General features: G+C 72.3%; 13 protein-coding genes. 7 read left to right on the top strand and 6 right to left on the bottom strand.

What is annotated here, in order from left to right; genetic code table 11:
• Window positions 1–42 precede the first annotated feature (42 nt).
• From ACXN5W_RS07900 to ACXN5W_RS07885, 4 genes are all read left to right on the top strand, one after another.
• On the top strand, window positions 43–858 hold the full coding sequence (locus ACXN5W_RS07900; RefSeq protein WP_473157505.1) for a hypothetical protein: 816 nt from the start codon (window positions 43–45) through the stop codon (window positions 856–858).
• Window positions 859–868: 10 nt separating this feature from the next.
• The gene (locus ACXN5W_RS07895) at window positions 869–1,690 is read left to right on the top strand and encodes an SDR family NAD(P)-dependent oxidoreductase (RefSeq protein ID WP_473157581.1); all 822 of its coding nucleotides are present in this window, start codon (window positions 869–871) and stop codon (window positions 1,688–1,690) included.
• 134 nt (window positions 1,691–1,824) lie between these two features.
• Window positions 1,825–2,364: a phosphoribosyltransferase family protein gene (locus tag ACXN5W_RS07890; RefSeq protein WP_473157504.1), complete on the top strand. Its 540-nt coding sequence runs from the start codon at window positions 1,825–1,827 to the stop codon at window positions 2,362–2,364.
• A gap of 57 nt (window positions 2,365–2,421) precedes the next feature.
• Window positions 2,422–2,799, top strand: coding sequence for an ArsR/SmtB family transcription factor (locus ACXN5W_RS07885; protein ID WP_007073957.1), 378 nt, complete (start codon window positions 2,422–2,424; stop codon window positions 2,797–2,799).
• 461 nt (window positions 2,800–3,260) lie between these two features.
• Here the strand turns inward: ACXN5W_RS07885 and ACXN5W_RS07880 are convergent, their stop codons facing one another.
• From ACXN5W_RS07880 to ACXN5W_RS07865, 4 genes are all read right to left on the bottom strand, one after another.
• Window positions 3,261–4,088 (bottom strand): DedA family protein, encoded by an 828-nt coding sequence (locus ACXN5W_RS07880; RefSeq protein WP_473157503.1) that lies wholly within the window; start codon window positions 4,086–4,088, stop codon window positions 3,261–3,263.
• A gap of 133 nt (window positions 4,089–4,221) precedes the next feature.
• On the bottom strand, window positions 4,222–6,828 hold the full coding sequence (locus ACXN5W_RS07875; protein WP_473157502.1) for a polynucleotide kinase-phosphatase: 2,607 nt from the start codon (window positions 6,826–6,828) through the stop codon (window positions 4,222–4,224).
• Window positions 6,825–8,339 (bottom strand): 3' terminal RNA ribose 2'-O-methyltransferase Hen1, encoded by a 1,515-nt coding sequence (locus ACXN5W_RS07870; protein ID WP_473157501.1) that lies wholly within the window; start codon window positions 8,337–8,339, stop codon window positions 6,825–6,827. The genes ACXN5W_RS07875 and ACXN5W_RS07870 overlap by 4 nt, the downstream gene beginning before the upstream one ends.
• Before the next feature lie 124 nt (window positions 8,340–8,463).
• Window positions 8,464–8,676 (bottom strand): hypothetical protein, encoded by a 213-nt coding sequence (locus ACXN5W_RS07865; protein WP_473157500.1) that lies wholly within the window; start codon window positions 8,674–8,676, stop codon window positions 8,464–8,466.
• Between the two features lie 157 nt (window positions 8,677–8,833).
• On the opposite strand from ACXN5W_RS07865, the gene ACXN5W_RS07860 reads away from it, so the two are divergent.
• Together ACXN5W_RS07860 and fbaA are read left to right on the top strand one after the other, a co-directional pair.
• The gene (locus ACXN5W_RS07860; RefSeq protein WP_473157499.1) at window positions 8,834–9,217 is read left to right on the top strand and encodes a phage holin family protein; all 384 of its coding nucleotides are present in this window, start codon (window positions 8,834–8,836) and stop codon (window positions 9,215–9,217) included.
• 155 nt (window positions 9,218–9,372) lie between these two features.
• Window positions 9,373–10,398, top strand: a complete 1,026-nt coding sequence (fbaA, locus tag ACXN5W_RS07855; protein ID WP_473157498.1) for a class II fructose-bisphosphate aldolase — start codon at window positions 9,373–9,375, stop codon at window positions 10,396–10,398.
• Between the two features lie 27 nt (window positions 10,399–10,425).
• On the opposite strand, the gene ACXN5W_RS07850 is transcribed toward fbaA, so the two are convergent.
• A complete protein-coding gene (locus ACXN5W_RS07850; protein WP_473157497.1) occupies window positions 10,426–11,745 on the bottom strand; it encodes an LOG family protein in 1,320 nt (439 codons plus the stop codon).
• Between the two features lie 356 nt (window positions 11,746–12,101).
• Here ACXN5W_RS07850 and ACXN5W_RS07845 point away from each other — a divergent pair, with 356 nt between their 5' ends.
• The gene (locus ACXN5W_RS07845; RefSeq protein ID WP_473157496.1) at window positions 12,102–12,530 is read left to right on the top strand and encodes a DUF3151 domain-containing protein; all 429 of its coding nucleotides are present in this window, start codon (window positions 12,102–12,104) and stop codon (window positions 12,528–12,530) included.
• Between the two features lie 114 nt (window positions 12,531–12,644).
• Here the strand turns inward: ACXN5W_RS07845 and ACXN5W_RS07840 are convergent, their stop codons facing one another.
• Window positions 12,645–14,465, bottom strand: a complete 1,821-nt coding sequence (locus ACXN5W_RS07840; protein WP_473157580.1) for a MinD/ParA family ATP-binding protein — start codon at window positions 14,463–14,465, stop codon at window positions 12,645–12,647.
• Window positions 14,466–14,476 lie beyond the last annotated feature (11 nt).

The following is a 14,476-nucleotide window of genomic DNA, read 5'->3' as shown; positions in this document are numbered from 1 at the left end:
CCGGGTAGGTTGCAAACCAACCACAACCCGGGGGGATCGCCCGTGTCGTACCCAGGATCGCTGCCCGTCGCCGTGCCGCGCCGGCGCCGGCCGACCGCCGTGACGGGCGCGGCGCTGCTGCTGACCCTGATGGCCGCGGCCGGCCTCGCGCACGCCCTGACCGGTCTCGCCATTCTCGGCGGCACGGTGGACCGGTTCCGGTCGGCGACCGCAAGCACGGCCGCCAGTGCTCGGCAGTTGGCCACCGTGCTCGTGCTGATCCGGGGCGCCGCCGCACTGGCGACCCTGATCGCGATCGGGATGGCGGTGCTGCTGGTGCTGCTGGCGCTGGGGGTGTCCCAGGGTCGACCGGGGGCCCGGCTGGCCACCTGGGTGGTCAGCGCCGTGGGGCTGCTGCTGGGCTGCGGGGCACTGACCGTGACCATCGTCCAGCGGGTGGTGCCGCTGCGGTTCGGTTCCGACGATCTGGCCGCCGAGCAACTGGTCCGGGCCGCCGCCGAGGCGTACCCGTCGTGGTGGGCCGCCCTGGGCGCGGCGCTCGCGGCCGGACAGGCGCTCGGGTATCTCGTGGTGGCCGCCCTCCTGGCCCTGCCCGCGGCCAACGCCTACTTTCGGCCGGCCGGGCCGGTCCCACCCGCCGGCCCGCCTTCACCGGCCGGGCCGCCGTTCCCGGCGGGGCAGCCCGTGACAGCCGGGCCGCCTGCACCGGCCGGGCAGCCCGTGACAGCCGGGCCGCCGTTCGCGGCGGGGCAGCCCGTGACAGCCGGGCCGCCTTCGCCGGCCGGGTCGACCCGATCGTTCGGCCCGGCTCCGCAACCGCCCCCGACCGAGGTGAGGACCGACAGTGGCAGACGCTGACCCCGTACCCGTGACCGGCGGTGACCCTCCGGGGGCCGCGCGGCGTGGCACCGCCCTGATCACCGGCGCGACCGCCGGGATCGGCGCCGCCTTCGCCCGCCGGCTCGCCGCCGAGGGACGGCCGCTGGTCCTGGTGGCCCGGGACGCCGACCGGCTGGCGGCCTCCGCCGCGGAGCTGACGAGCCGGCACGGTACGCCGGTCGAGGTGCTGCCGGCGGATCTGTCCACCGACGACGGCTGTGCCGCGGTCGAGGAGCGGCTGCGCGCGAGCGTGGCGGCGGTGGACATGCTGGTCAACAACGCCGGCATCAGTCTCAATCGGCCCTTTCTGCGCTCCGGGGTCGAGGACGAGATCCGGCTGCTTCGGCTGAACGTGCAAGCGGTGCTTCGACTCACCCACGCGGTGCTGCCTGGCATGGTGGAACGGCGACATGGGGCAGTGATAAATGTCTCTTCGATAGCCGGCTTTGCCGCACTGATGCCCGGATCAACGTATTCGGCTAGCAAGGCGTGGGTGACCAACTTCAGCGAATCCATCGCGCAGTCCGTGCGCCCATACGGCGTTCGGGTGCTCGCCCTGTGCCCCGGTTACACCCGTACGGAGTTCCACGATCGAGCCGGGATCAACATGTCCAAGACACCATCCTGGATGTGGCTCTCGGCCGACGATGTGGTCGCTGACAGCCTGCGTGACCTGCGGAAAGGCAAGATGATCAGCGTTCCGGCCTGGAGGTACAAGCTGGCGGTCATCGGCCTGCGACACGCGCCTCGAAGATTACTGAACGATGTCGCCCGGGATACTCGGGGGCGGATCGGTCGCGACCGCGGGTAGCCAAAAAGATCGCGAGCCCTCCTTCGATGACCGTCGATTTAGCGACTCGGCTCGATATCTTCAACCTTCCGGTCAGACTGCTGGGGCCGGGCCACTCAATGAGTTCACAGACTGGGGCAGTACCATTCTCGACCATGGGGGACCACGACGACCTGCGTAAATTCATCACCGACCTGGCTGTGGTCCATGGACAGGTGGTGTTGTCCTCGGGTCGTACGGCGGACTGGTACGTCGATCTCCGCCGGGTGACGCTGCACCACGCGGCGGCGCCGTTGGTGGGTCGGGTGCTGCTCGACCTGACCCGGGACTGGGACTACGAAGCGGTCGGTGGTCTCACCCTCGGTGCTGATCCAGTCGCCGGTGCGATGCTGCACGCGGCGGCGGCCCAGGGTCGGGCGGTGGACGGGTTCGTGGTCCGCAAGTCGGAGAAGGCGCACGGTTTGCAACGGCGCGTCGAGGGCCCGGACGTCGCGGGTCGCCGGGTCCTCGCCGTGGAGGACACCTCGACGACCGGAGGGAGTGTGCTCACCGCGATCGAGGCGTTACGCGAAGTTGGCGCCGAGGTCGTGGGCGTGGCGGTTATCGTCGATCGCGGCGCCGGCGACGCGGTGCGAGCCGCCGGACTGCCGTACCGGGCAGCCTATACGTTGGCTGACCTCGGCCTTCTGGCGTAAAAGTTTGCCGATTCGGATCTGCTGATATGCAGGCGGGTCGATGCTGTTGGTGGAAGGATGGAATACGTGGGAACTGCGTTGGCCGAAATGACGATGCCTCAGATCTCGCCGCTTGCCGGCGAGCCGATCGAACGTGCCGACGCCGAGCGGCTGGCGGGTGTGCTCAAAGCACTCGCTGACCCCGCTCGGCTGCGGCTGCTCAGCCTGATCCAATCGGCACCCGAGGGCGAGGCGTGCGTCTGCGACCTCACCGCGCCGCTCGGGCTGTCGCAACCGACGGTGAGCCACCACCTGCGCATCCTGACCGAGGCGGGTCTGCTCGAGCGGGAGAAGCGTGGCGTGTGGGCCTACTACCGGCTGGTGCCGACGGCGATCGCGACGATCGCTGATCTGCTCACCCCGCCGCGCAAGCGCGCCACCAAGAAGGCTCGCTGAGCGACGGGCGGTAGTCTGCCGTCCTTCCGTTCGCGGAGGTGACGTCGGATGACCGCCAGCCGTGCGTCGTGCGTGACACCGGCGGGTGTCGCGTCGCGTCCATGCGACTGCCGTGGTGCCGCCAGCGGGTTGGCGGCACCATCGGCGGTCGCCGACAGTGCCTTTGTGGTGCCCGGACACCCCTCGGGTGGTGCCGGATGGCTCCATGGCGTCCGGAGATCACCTCTCGGCGTCGGCGGTTCCGTCGCGCCTGAGCAACCCTCAGGCCCGGCCGGGCCTCAGGGCAGCTGTCTCTTTGTGCTGCCTGGCTTTCGGCGATCCCTGACCTCTTGGTGACCCCTGGCTTTCCGGGCGTGACCCCTGGCTTTCCGGGCGTGCCTGCTGGGAAGCGAGCGGGCCGTCCGGCCGGCGCCGGATCGACCCCAACCTGAGAGCCCGGCTTGTGGTCCCGAGGTGGGGGGTCAGCGGCCGGAGTCGGGGCGGTATCCCGGACGCTGCGACCGCTCCTCGGCGCCGTCCCGGACCGCTTCCGCGGCACCTACCGCGCCGGACGCCGCCACGATCGTGACCGCCTTGGCCCGGCGGCGTGCCCGCCGGTCCCGGAGGAACTCGACCGCGATCGGCAGCACCGAGATCAGGATGATGACGGCGACGACCGGCAGGATGTACTTGTCGATCTGGTCACCGATGGCGTCGTAGATCTGCCGGGCGAGCAGGTAGCCGATCAGCAGGACGCCGTCCACCCAGAGCACCGCCCCGACGATGTTCCACAGCAGGAACTGCCGGGCCGGCATGCCGAGCACCCCGGCGACCGGGTTGAGGAACGTCCGCACGATCGGGATGAAGCGCGCCAGCACCACGGCCTTGGCCGGGCCGAACTTCCGGAAGTAGTACTCGGCCTTCTCCACGTACTCCCGCTTGAACAGCCGGGAGTTGGGCCGGTCGAACATCCGCCGGCCGTACCGTGCGCCGAAGAAGTGGCCGAGCTGGGCGCCGAGGATCGCACAGATCGGTCCACCGATCAGCAGCCCGACCAGGGACAACCGGGTGCCGTCCCCGAAGATCGCGTCGGCCACCGACGAGGCGGCGACGCCGGCCAGGAACAGCAGCGAGTCACCCGGGAAGAAGAACCCGACGAGCAGGCCGGTTTCGGCGAACAGGATCACCCAGACACCGATCAGACCGAAGGTGTGCAGCAGATCCTTCGGATCGAGCGGGTTGAGCGCCAGACTGTCGGTGAGCGCACGGGTCTTCTCGGCGGTGTCCACGGCCACAAAGGGTACCGGCATCCGCCGGCCGACCGGCCAGGAGTGTTCCTTCCCTCCATCCCCACCGGGCCGATCATGGGCTTTACCGGGGAATTCAAGTTCAAATCCGTCGTAAACCCCATGATCGACGCGGCGGGGAGGGCGGCGGGCCGGGTCAGAGGCGGGGGTCGACCGGCTCGGACTCGCAGGCGAGGATCGCGGACACCAGTTGGTGCCGCCGCCACAGCGGTGCGTCCTCGGCGAGCAGGTCCAGCGCGGCCAGGCCGAGCCCGTGCTCCCGCAGCGCCAAGCCACGTTTGCGACCCAGCGAGCGGCCACGCAGCGCCGCCAGCTGGTCGGGTTCGGTGTACTCGGGGCCGTAGATGATGCGCAGGTAGTCCCGACCCCGGCACTTGATCCCGGGCTGCGCCAGCCGGCCCCGGCCGTCGACGGCGGCCAGGCCGGCGTACGGCTTGACCACCATGCCCTCCCCGCCGGCCTCGGTACGCGCGAGCCACCAGTCCGTCGCGGCGGCCACCTCCACCGGGTCGTCGAGCGGGACGACCCGACGCTCGGTCCGGGTGAAGAACTCCGGATCGGCCGTGTGCAGCCGGTCGGCCAGCGCGAGATGCCAGCCGTGATCGCGGTCCGCGAACGACGTACCCGCCGCCGCCAGCACCGCGAACGGCGCCAGCGTCACCCCGGTGAGCCCGTCGGTGGGCCGGACGTAGGACCGGTAGGCCGCCGCGTACCGCCGCACGTCCGCCGCCCGGCGACGCAGCCGGGCGGTCAACTCGGCAACCGGGACACCCCGTTCGGCGGCCTGTTCGAGCGTGGCGATGGCCGCGGGCAGGGCCGTGTCGCCGGCGGCGGCGACCGGGGCGTACTGCTCGCGGATCAGACCGAGCGCCTTGGCGGACCAGGGCAGCAGTTCACAGTCCAGCAGCAGCCAGCCGGTCGCCAGCTCGGACCACAAACCGGCCCGGTCGATCGCCGAGCGGACCCGGTCCAGCAGGGCACCGCCCAGCGGCTCCGGGAAGAACGGCCGCCCGGTGCGGGTGTGGACCGCTCCGCCGCCCGGACCGAAGGTCTGGTCCGCCGGATCCCGACACACCAGCACGACGGCCCGGGAACCCATGTGCTTCTCCTCGCAGATCACCCGCTCGACGCCGGCTGCCCGGTAGTCGGCGAACGCCTCGGTCGGGTGTTCCAGGAACCCCTCCACCGTCGAGGTGGAGCAGGGCGCCATGGTGGGTGGCAACCAGACCAGCCGGCGCGGGTCGATCGCGAACCGGCTCAACACCTCCAGCGCCGCCGCCGCGTTCTCGGCCGGCACCGTGAGCGAGCCGTACCGGTGTTCGATGTGCCGACGGCCGGTGACATCGGCCAGGTCCAGCACGTCGTCCGGCCGGTGCGGCGCAACGGCTCCGGAACCCGCCGCGCCGACGGCTCCGATGGCGCCGGAACCGCTGCCGGGACCATCCGACCCGGCGGTACCGGTCGGCGTGCCGAGCGGCCGGGCCGGCGGGTAGTACTCCTTGGCGGCCGGGACCGCCACCAGCTCCTTCTCCGGATACCGCAGCGCGGTGAGGGCGCCGCCGAACACGCAGCCGGTGTCCAGGCAGATGGTGTTGTTCACCCACTCCGGCACCGGGGTGGGGGTGTGCCCGTAGACCACCATGGCCGAGCCCCGGTAGTCCCGGGCCCACGGGTAGCGCACCGGCAGGCCGTACTCGTCGGTCTCGCCGGTGGTGTCGCCGTACAGGGCGAAGGCCCGGACCCGGCCCGAGGCGCGGCCCTGATACTCCTGCCTGAGTCCGGCGTGCGCGACCACCAGCCGCCCGCCGTCCAGGACGTAGTGGCTGACCAGACCCTCGATGAAGGCGCCGACGTCGCGGGTGAACTCCGGCGGCTCGGCCGCCAGCTGCGCCAGCGTCTCGGCCAGCCCGTGCGAGACCGTGACGTTGCGGCCGCGCAGCCGGCGTACCAGTTTCTGCTCGTGGTTGCCCGGCACGCACAGCGCGGTGCCGGCGGCGACCATGCCCATCACCAGGCGCAGCACCCCGGGCGAGTCCGGGCCGCGGTCGACCAGGTCACCCACGAACACGGCGGTACGCCCCGCGGGATGCGTCGCGTTCACGGCCCGCCCCTCGGCGTCCCGGTGCAGCGTCCAGCCCAGCCGGTCCAGCAGGGTCGTCAACTCGACCCGGCAGCCGTGTACGTCACCGATGATGTCGAACGGTCCGGTCAGCTCCTTCCGGTCGTTGAACAGCCGCTCGTACCGGATCTCCGCGGCGTCGATCTCGGCGGTGCCGCGCAGCACGTGTACCTTGCGGAAACCCTCCCGGCTCAGCGCGCCCAGCGAGCGGCGCAGGTCCCGCTTCATCCGGCTGATCACCTGCCGGTTGAGCGTCCGGTCGGCGCGGGCCTCGGTCCGGGCCCAGCACAACTCCTCCGGTACGTCCAGCACGATCGCCACGGGCAGCACGTCGTGCTCCCGGGCCACCCGGACCAGCCCGGCCCGGGCGTGCGACTGGAGATTGGTGGCGTCCACCACGGTGAGCCGGCCAGCCTTCAACCGCTTCCCGGCGACGTAGTGCAACACGTCGAACGCGTCCGCCGAGGCGGACTGGTCGTTCTCGTCGTCGGCCACCATCGCCCGGAAGGCGTCTGAGGAGAGCACCTGGGAGGGCGCGAAGTGCCGGCGGGCGAAGGTCGACTTGCCCGAACCGGAGAGCCCCACCAGCGCGATCAGGGCCAGATCGGGAATGTCCAGCCTCATCGGTCCCCCTCCCTGGTGAACGTGGCGAGTTGGGTGGGCGCGCCGACCTCGGCGTCGTCGTCCCCCACACCGGCCAGGACGACCCGGTAGCCGTAGGCGGCGGCCACCCGGTCCGACCAGGCCGCGAACTCGGCCCGGTTCCACTCGAAGCGGTGGTCCGGATGCCGCATCCCGTCGGCCGGCAGACCTGGGTAGCGGACGTTGTACTCGGCGTTCGGGGTCGTCACGATGACGGTCGACGGCCGTGCGTGACCGAAGACCGTCCCCTCCAACGCGGGCAGCCGCTGCGGGTCGAGGTGCTCCACCACCTCCATCAGCACCGCGGCGTCATAACCGGTGAGCCGGTCGTCCCGGTAGGTCAGCGCGGACTGCCACAGCCGGATCCGGTCCCGCTGCCGCTGCGGCAGCCGGTCCAGCCGCAACCGCCGCTCGGCGAGGGCCAGCGCCGACGCCGAGACGTCGGTGCCGACGATCTCGGTGTACCGCCGGTCGCCGAGCAGCGCCGCGAGCAGGGCCCCGCCGCCACAGCCCAGGTCGAGCACCCGGGTCGCGCCGCATCGGGCCAGTTCCGCCAGGACCGCGTCCCGGCGACGGGCGGCCAGCGGCTGCCGGCGCGCGGCGGGCGGGAGCGGAGCGTCCTCGTCGAGCCGTCCGTCGCCGATACCCGCGGTGGCGTCCGACGACCCGTACCTGGTGCCCGGCACCGGTCCCACCGAGTCGTCCTCGACGGTGTCGTCCGCCAACCGCGACTCAGCCAGCCGTGACTCGGCCAACCGCGCCATCGCCGCATCGGCCAGGGCACGCTGGTGCGCCAGGTAGCGGCGGGTGATCACCGCTCGTTCCGGATGGCCGGCCAGCCAGGCCGAGCCGGCCCGGAGCAGCTTGTCGACCTCGTCGGGCGCCACCCAGTAGTGCTTGGCGTCGTCCAGCACGGGCAGCAGCACGTACAGGTGGTTGAGCGCGTCGGCCACCCGGATGGTGCCGGTGAGCGTCAGGTTGACGTACCGGCTGTCGCCCCACTCGGGATGCTCGGCGTCGAGCGGTACGGCGGCAGCCAGCACCGTCCAACCGAGCGGCCCGAACAGCCGCTCCGCGAGTTCCGCGCCACCCCGACAGCGCAGGGCCGGCACCCGGATCTCCAGCGGGATCGCGGTGCCGGCCAACTCGGGCCGGTCCGTCGAGGCGCCCCGCAGCGCCGACCGGAACACCCGGGACAGCGCCGAGACGAGCAGGCTGGACGCCGCGTACGGCCGGTCGTTGACGTACCGGCCGAGGGTGAAGTGTTCCGGTGTGGCCGCCGCCGCTGCCCGCCGGCCCCGGCCACCGGTCAGTCGCCGCGGATCGACATCCAGCAGCAACGCGGCCGTGCAGCGTTCCGGACCGGCCTCCGGATAGAAGACGTACGCCGTGCCGGTGGGCAGCTCGAAACTCTGCGCCCGGTCGGGGTGCTTCACCAGCAGGTAACCGAGATCGGTGGCCGGCCGGTGGGTGGTGGTCAGGGTGAGCAGCACCAGATGATCATCGCAGCATCATCGATGCCCGGTCGTCCCATTTCCGCCGGCCGGCGGTGAGCTGGTCAACGTCCGCCGGCCGGCGGTGGGCTGGTCGACGTCCGCTTGGCCGGCGGTGGGTTGGTCAGCGCTCGTAGTCGTCGTCCGGGCCGACGACGCGGGCCTGCTCCATCGCGTCCCAGTCGTCGACCTCCAGCCCGCGGTGCGGCTCTGACTCCTCCCCGCTCGGGTCGGCCACCGTGGCCTGCTCGACCGCGTCGGTCTCCGGCGCCTCCGGGTCGCGTTCGTCCGGAGTGAGGTGGTCGCCGGGGGCGAAATCCTCGTCTGGCTGGGTCATCCCGACTCCTTGCCGCCGATTGCGGAACCGTCACCACACCGTACGGGCTGTTCCTGTTGCCCGCCGGTCGACTCTCCTGCCCACTCGGGTCGGACCGAAACCGCGTCGGTCGGTGATTTGTCCGTTCACCGTGGCGTACAGGTGCCAGGATGGGAGCGTGGCCTTCCTGATCCGACTCGTGATCAACGCGATCGCGCTGTGGGTCACCACGCTGATCGTCTCCGGCATCGACGTCACGGCGCGGACCGCCGGTGGCAAGGCCGGGACGATCCTGGTGGTGGCGCTGATCTTCGGCGTGGTCAACGCCGTGTTGAAGCCGATCATCCGGGTGGTCGGGTGCGTGTTCTACATCGTCACCCTCGGGCTGTTCGCGCTGGTCGCCAACGCACTGCTGTTCCTGCTGACCGGCTGGATCGCCGACCAGTTCGACCTGCCGTTCTCCGTCGACGGTTTCTGGCCGGCGTTCTGGGGAGCGATCGTCATGGCGATCATCAGCTGGCTGATCAGCATCGTCATCCCGGACCACTCCCGGCAGGACTGACCGGGCCAGGCCACGGGAGTGGGACGTACCCCGGTCGGTTGTCCCCGGTCCGGCGGCCTGCGGGATACTGCCCGCACCGGACAGCGCGGTCAGGCGCACAAGGCGAGAGACAGCGGCCCGCCGGGGCCGACAGCGGTTAGTAAGGAGCGTTCGAGATGCCCATCGCTTCGCCCGAGGTGTACGCGGAGATGCTCGACCGGGCCAAGGCAGGCCGGTTCGCGTACCCAGCGATCAACGTGACGTCGTCGCAGACCCTGAACGCCGCGCTGCGCGGCTTCGCCGACGCCGAGAGCGACGGCATCGTGCAGGTCTCCACCGGTGGCGCCGAATACCTGTCCGGGCCGACCATCAAGGACATGGTGACCGGGGCCGCCGCGTTCGCCGCGTACGCCCGCGAGGTGGCCAGGAACTACCCGGTCAACATCGCCCTGCACACCGACCACTGCCCGAAGGACAAGCTGGACAAGTTCGTCCGGCCCCTCATGCAGCTCTCGAAGGAGCGGGTGGCCCGCGGCGAGGAGCCGCTGTTCCAGTCGCACATGTGGGACGGCTCGGCCGTGCCGGTCGCGGAGAACCTGGACATCGCCAGCGAACTGCTGGACCGGGCCGCCGAGGGCAAGATCGTGCTGGAGATCGAGGTCGGCGTCGTCGGCGGCGAGGAGGACGGCGTCGAGAACGCCATCAACGACAAGCTCTACACCACGGTCGAGGACGGCCTCGCCATGGTGGAATCGCTCGGGCTGGGCGAGAAGGGCCGCTACATGGCGGCGCTGACCTTCGGCAACGTGCACGGCGTCTACAAGCCGGGCAACGTCAAGCTGCGGCCCGAGGTGTTGAAGGACATCCAGGACGCGGTGGGCGCCAAGTTCGGCAAGGACAAGCCGCTCAGCCTGGTCTTCCACGGCGGCTCCGGCTCGCTGCTGTCGGAGATCCGGGAGTCGCTGGACTACGGCGTGGTGAAGATGAACATCGACACCGACACCCAGTACGCCTTCTCCCGCCCGGTCGCCGACCACATGTTCCGCAACTACGACGGCGTGCTCAAGATCGACGGCGAGGTCGGGAACAAGAAGCTGTACGACCCCCGGGTCTGGGGCAAGGCAGCCGAGTCCGGCATGGCGGCCCGGGTCGTCGAGGCGTGCGAGGCGCTCCGCTCGACCGGCACCAAGCTGGGCAAGTAGTCGGCGGGTAGCACGTCCGGGTCGGGATCAGATCCTCGGGAGGCGGCCGGTGAGCAGCCGGACCGCCTCCCGGACGTCGTCGGTGACCTGGACCAGTGCGGTCAGGTCACCAGCGCGGGCACCGGCCAGCAGCGGGCGTAGCAGCGTCTCCACCGGCAGCGTCCGGGTCCAGTGGTCCCGGCCCAGGAAGACGTACGGCCCGCTGGGGCCGTCGGTGCCGTAGAACGTCTTCGTCGCCGCCTGGAACACCTCCTGCACCGTCCCGGCCTGTCCGGGCGCGAACACGATGCCGCCCCGGGCCAGCCGCAGGATGGTGTCCTCGCGGATGGCGTTCGAGAAGTACTTGGCGATCCGCCCGGCGAAGAGGTTGGCCGGCTCGTGGCCGTACAACCAGGTGGGGATCGCCAACCCGCCACGCCGGGCCCAGTCCGCCGGCGGCACCGCCGGGACCGGCGTCGTGGCCGCCGCCGGCACCACCTCGGCGGGGCGGGGCGCCGGCACCTCCGCCGGCGCGGTCGTGGCGACGCGGGCGGACGGCCCGGAACCGGCGGGGTCGGCCGGGGCGGCCGGGAACGTCGCCCGTACCTCGATGGCCGCCGCCGTGTACCGGAGGTGGTCCGTGAAGTCGGGCGCGGTGGCCAGCAGGTCGATCGCGGCGGTGAGTTCCGGGACGGTCCGCCCGGCGAGGTAGGAACCGAGGTTGGCGGCCTCCATCACCCCGGGCCCGCCGCCGGTGACGACCAGCCGGTCGGCCCGAGCCAGCGCCCAACCCAGCGTCGCCGCCATCCGGTACGCCGGTTCGCCGCGCCGCACGGCGTGACCGCCCATGATGCCCACCACCGAGGCCGGGCCGTGGACGGCCAGCCAGGCGTTGGTGGCGTCGGCGAGGGCGTTGTCGATCCCATGGTCGTGCAGCCGCTGGGCGAGGGCCTCCCGGACCGGTGGCAACGCTCCACCCATGGCCCGGAAGTGCGCGTAGACCCGGGTGTCGTACATCGTGTCGAAGCCGCCCTCGGTGAACCCGGCGGTGAGGTCCTCGGCGGTGTAGAGCCGGGCCGGCTGGGTGGGGTACGGCACCTCCCGGAACGGCGGCACCACGTGCGCGCCGCGCCGGACCACCGCGGCCTCGACCTCCGGGTCGGCGAACCGGCACCCCACGAAGAGCGTGTCGGTGAGGTCGACGGCGGACAGGTCGGGACACGGTTCGAGGTCGAGTCGCAGCCCCTGCAACGTCAGCCCGGCCAGGCTGCCGGCCCGCAGATGCGGTTCCAGCTCGGCTCGGGACTCGATCTCGGTGGGAGTGGTGTCGGGTGGCTCCACGACATCCGGGGGCGGTGGGGTGGGCACCCAGCCATCATGCCGGGCCTGCCCGACCGGCCGGTTCCACCCCCGCCGACCGGCTGCGCTCCGCTGGGCTCGGCGCTCCGGTCTGCCCGCCCCGCCGGCTGGCTCCGTCCGTGCCGCCTGGTTTTTCCCGGCTGGCTTCACCGACACCGGTCGGCGACGCGGCGGAGATGACGAGAGCCCGGCGACGAGGCGCCGGGCTCTCCCTGCCGGGTCCTGGGGAGGCTCCGGACCTCTAGTTCTAGTCCACGGACCCGCCCACCGCACCGGCCGTACCGGGCGGAAGGACTCGACCGTTCAGACACCTCACCCAGCGCCCCGGTGTGGCTACCGCCGGTCGGGGCAGGTTGAATGGGCCGATGCAGAACCTTTTGCCCGAGCCGCCGGCCACGCTCCTGCCGAGCGACAGTGCCGCGGAGGCCGCACTGGCCGAGGCCGACCAGCAGGATTCCGACGAGGCGTACGCCGCCGCGGCCGCGGCTTTCCCGGGCTTCAGCGCCGCCTGGGCCGCGCTGGGCGCGCGGGCGATGGCCGAGGGCCAGGTCGTCGCCGCGTACGCCTACGCGCGGACCGGCTATCACCGGGGACTGGACCAGCTGCGCCGCAGCGGGTGGAAGGGGCACGGGCCGGTGCCCTGGTCGCACGCGCCCAACCGAGGCTTCCTGCGCTGCCTGTACCTGCTGTCCCGGGCCGCCGGCGAGATCGGTGAGTCGGACGAGGCGGCCCGGTGCGCGCAGTTCCTCCGGGACTGCGATCCCGCGGCCGGCGACGCGCTCGCGGGTAGCTGAGCCCACCCCACCAGCCGGCCCGGCCCCGCCGTACCGGCCAACCGTCCGTCCCCGGTAGCCCGAGCCCGGTCCCGGTGACCGGGAGCGGGGCCCGGGCCACCGGGGACCACGGGGTTACAGACCTTCGGCCACCGATGCGGCGATCTTGAGCCAGGCGTCCCGGGTGGCGGCGGAGAGGTGCCCGTACCGCATGGGTTCGCCGGTGTCGATCAATCGCTCGTACGGGGCGAGCAGCACCGCCCGGGTGCGGGCGGCGAAGTGCCGTTCGATCGCCGGCAGGTCGATCTCCTTGCGGGACGGCGGCATCGACACCACGGTCACGGCCTGCCGGACCAACCGGTGCCGCCCGCTCTGCTCCAGATGGTCCAGCATCCGGGCCGCCGTCTCGGCGGAGTCGTTCCGGGCCGACATCGTGATCAGCAGTTGGTCGGTGGCGTCGATGGCCGCCTGCCAGTTCTGCGCCCGGACGTTGTTGCCGGTGTCCACGAAGATCAGCTTGTAGAACCGGCTGACCACCTCGCGGATCTCGCCGAAGGCCCGCGCGGTCAGCATCTCGCCGCCGGTGGCGGACTCGTCCGAGGCGAGCACGTCGAACATGCCCTCACCCTGTGCCCGGACGTACTGGGACAGGTCCCCGATCCGCCCGTGCGCACCCTGGAACTGGCCCAGATCCCGCAGCAGGTCACGCACCGTACGGGAGTGGAAGTCCTGCTGGGCCCGCATGCCCAGGGTGCCCTGGGTCTCGTTGTTGTCCCAGGCCAGGACGTACCCGCCGCGTTTCTGGCCGAAGGTCATCGCCAGCAGCAGGATCGCCACCGTCTTGCCGGCACCGCCCTTGGGGTTGACCACGGTCACCTGGCGCAGCCCGCCGAAGTTGCGACGGACCATCTCGACGTCGTGCTTGATCTCCTGCTCGTGCCGGCTGGGTGCGAGCCGGACCAGGCCCAGCTTGTTGACCGCCGCCCGCACGCCCATCGTGGCCACCGGGTCGGCCGGCCGGACCGCCCGGCGCTGGGCGAATTCCTCGGCGGTGGGGATGGACTGGTCGGGCGTCCACGGCGCGTCGTCGTACGGATCGGGGGTTCCCGGCCCACCGGGCCCCGGGGCGTACGGCGACGGCGCGACCGGGCCGGCGGGTCCGGGGGGCGCCGGATAGGCCGGGGGGACGCCCTGAGCGCCCGGCCCCCAGGTCTGCGGGGGCGGGTGTGGCGGTGCCCAGCCCGGGTGCGGCGGGTACGGACCCGCCTGCGGGCCCGGCTCCACCTGCTCGTCCGGCGGTCCCTCCGGCAGGGGCACCGCCGGACCGTCCACGATCGGCGGCCGGGGTACCGGTGGCAGCGGTTGGGCCGGACCGGCCCAGTTCGGCTGGCCGGTGGTCGGGGCCCAGCCCGGTTGGGCGGCCCAACCGGGCGGTGGCGGGGGCGCGTCGCCGGGCCACGGCGCGGGTCCCGAATCGGAGACCGGCGGTCGGACGGGCGGCTGCGCCCACGGCGAGGGCTGCTCACCGGGCCGGATCGGTTGCCCGCTCGACGACTCGGGTCCGGCGCCCGGGTCGTCCATTGTGAACGGCTCGTCCAGGTCGACCCGGCCGGACCGGCGGGAGCCGTCGGGTCCGGCCGGCTCACCGGGGTCGTAACCGGCGTCCACCGGTCCGGGGCCGCCCGTGGCGACGCCGGGCGGACCGAGCGGGACCGAACCAGCGGGTCCGAAGGACGGTCCGGGGCCGCCCGGCCCGAAGGACGGGTCGGACTCGCCGGGTCCCGGAACCGGGCCGGGTCCGCCGGCTCCGGACGCCGGCCAGTCGGTTCCCGGAACCGGGCCGGGTCCGCCGGCTCCGGACGCCGGCCAGTCAGATCCGGCTGGCGGCCCGCCCGCGTCGGGTCCTGCCGGACCGTCGCGGTGCGGGGTGATCACCGGCCAGGCCCGGGTGGCCATGTCGCCGACCG

This window comes from Plantactinospora sp. A48 (genome assembly GCF_055793945.1).
This window is presented reverse-complemented; position numbering and strand designations above follow the sequence as displayed.

Excerpts from the sequence above, each read along its gene's own strand:
- ACXN5W_RS07880 (WP_473157503.1), bottom strand. The coding sequence starts at position 4,088 with ATGCCGGTACCCTTTGTGGCCGTGGACACCGCCGAGAAGACCCGTGCG.
- ACXN5W_RS07890 (WP_473157504.1), top strand. The coding sequence starts at position 1,825 with ATGGGGGACCACGACGACCTGCGTAAATTCATCACCGACCTGGCTGTG.
- ACXN5W_RS07840 (WP_473157580.1), bottom strand. The coding sequence starts at position 14,465 with ATGGCCACCCGGGCCTGGCCGGTGATCACCCCGCACCGCGACGGTCCG.
- ACXN5W_RS07845 (WP_473157496.1), top strand. The coding sequence starts at position 12,102 with ATGCAGAACCTTTTGCCCGAGCCGCCGGCCACGCTCCTGCCGAGCGAC.
- fbaA (WP_473157498.1), top strand. The coding sequence starts at position 9,373 with ATGCCCATCGCTTCGCCCGAGGTGTACGCGGAGATGCTCGACCGGGCC.
- ACXN5W_RS07865 (WP_473157500.1), bottom strand. The coding sequence starts at position 8,676 with ATGACCCAGCCAGACGAGGATTTCGCCCCCGGCGACCACCTCACTCCG.
- ACXN5W_RS07885 (WP_007073957.1), top strand. The coding sequence starts at position 2,422 with ATGGAATACGTGGGAACTGCGTTGGCCGAAATGACGATGCCTCAGATC.
- ACXN5W_RS07875 (WP_473157502.1), bottom strand. The coding sequence starts at position 6,828 with ATGAGGCTGGACATTCCCGATCTGGCCCTGATCGCGCTGGTGGGGCTC.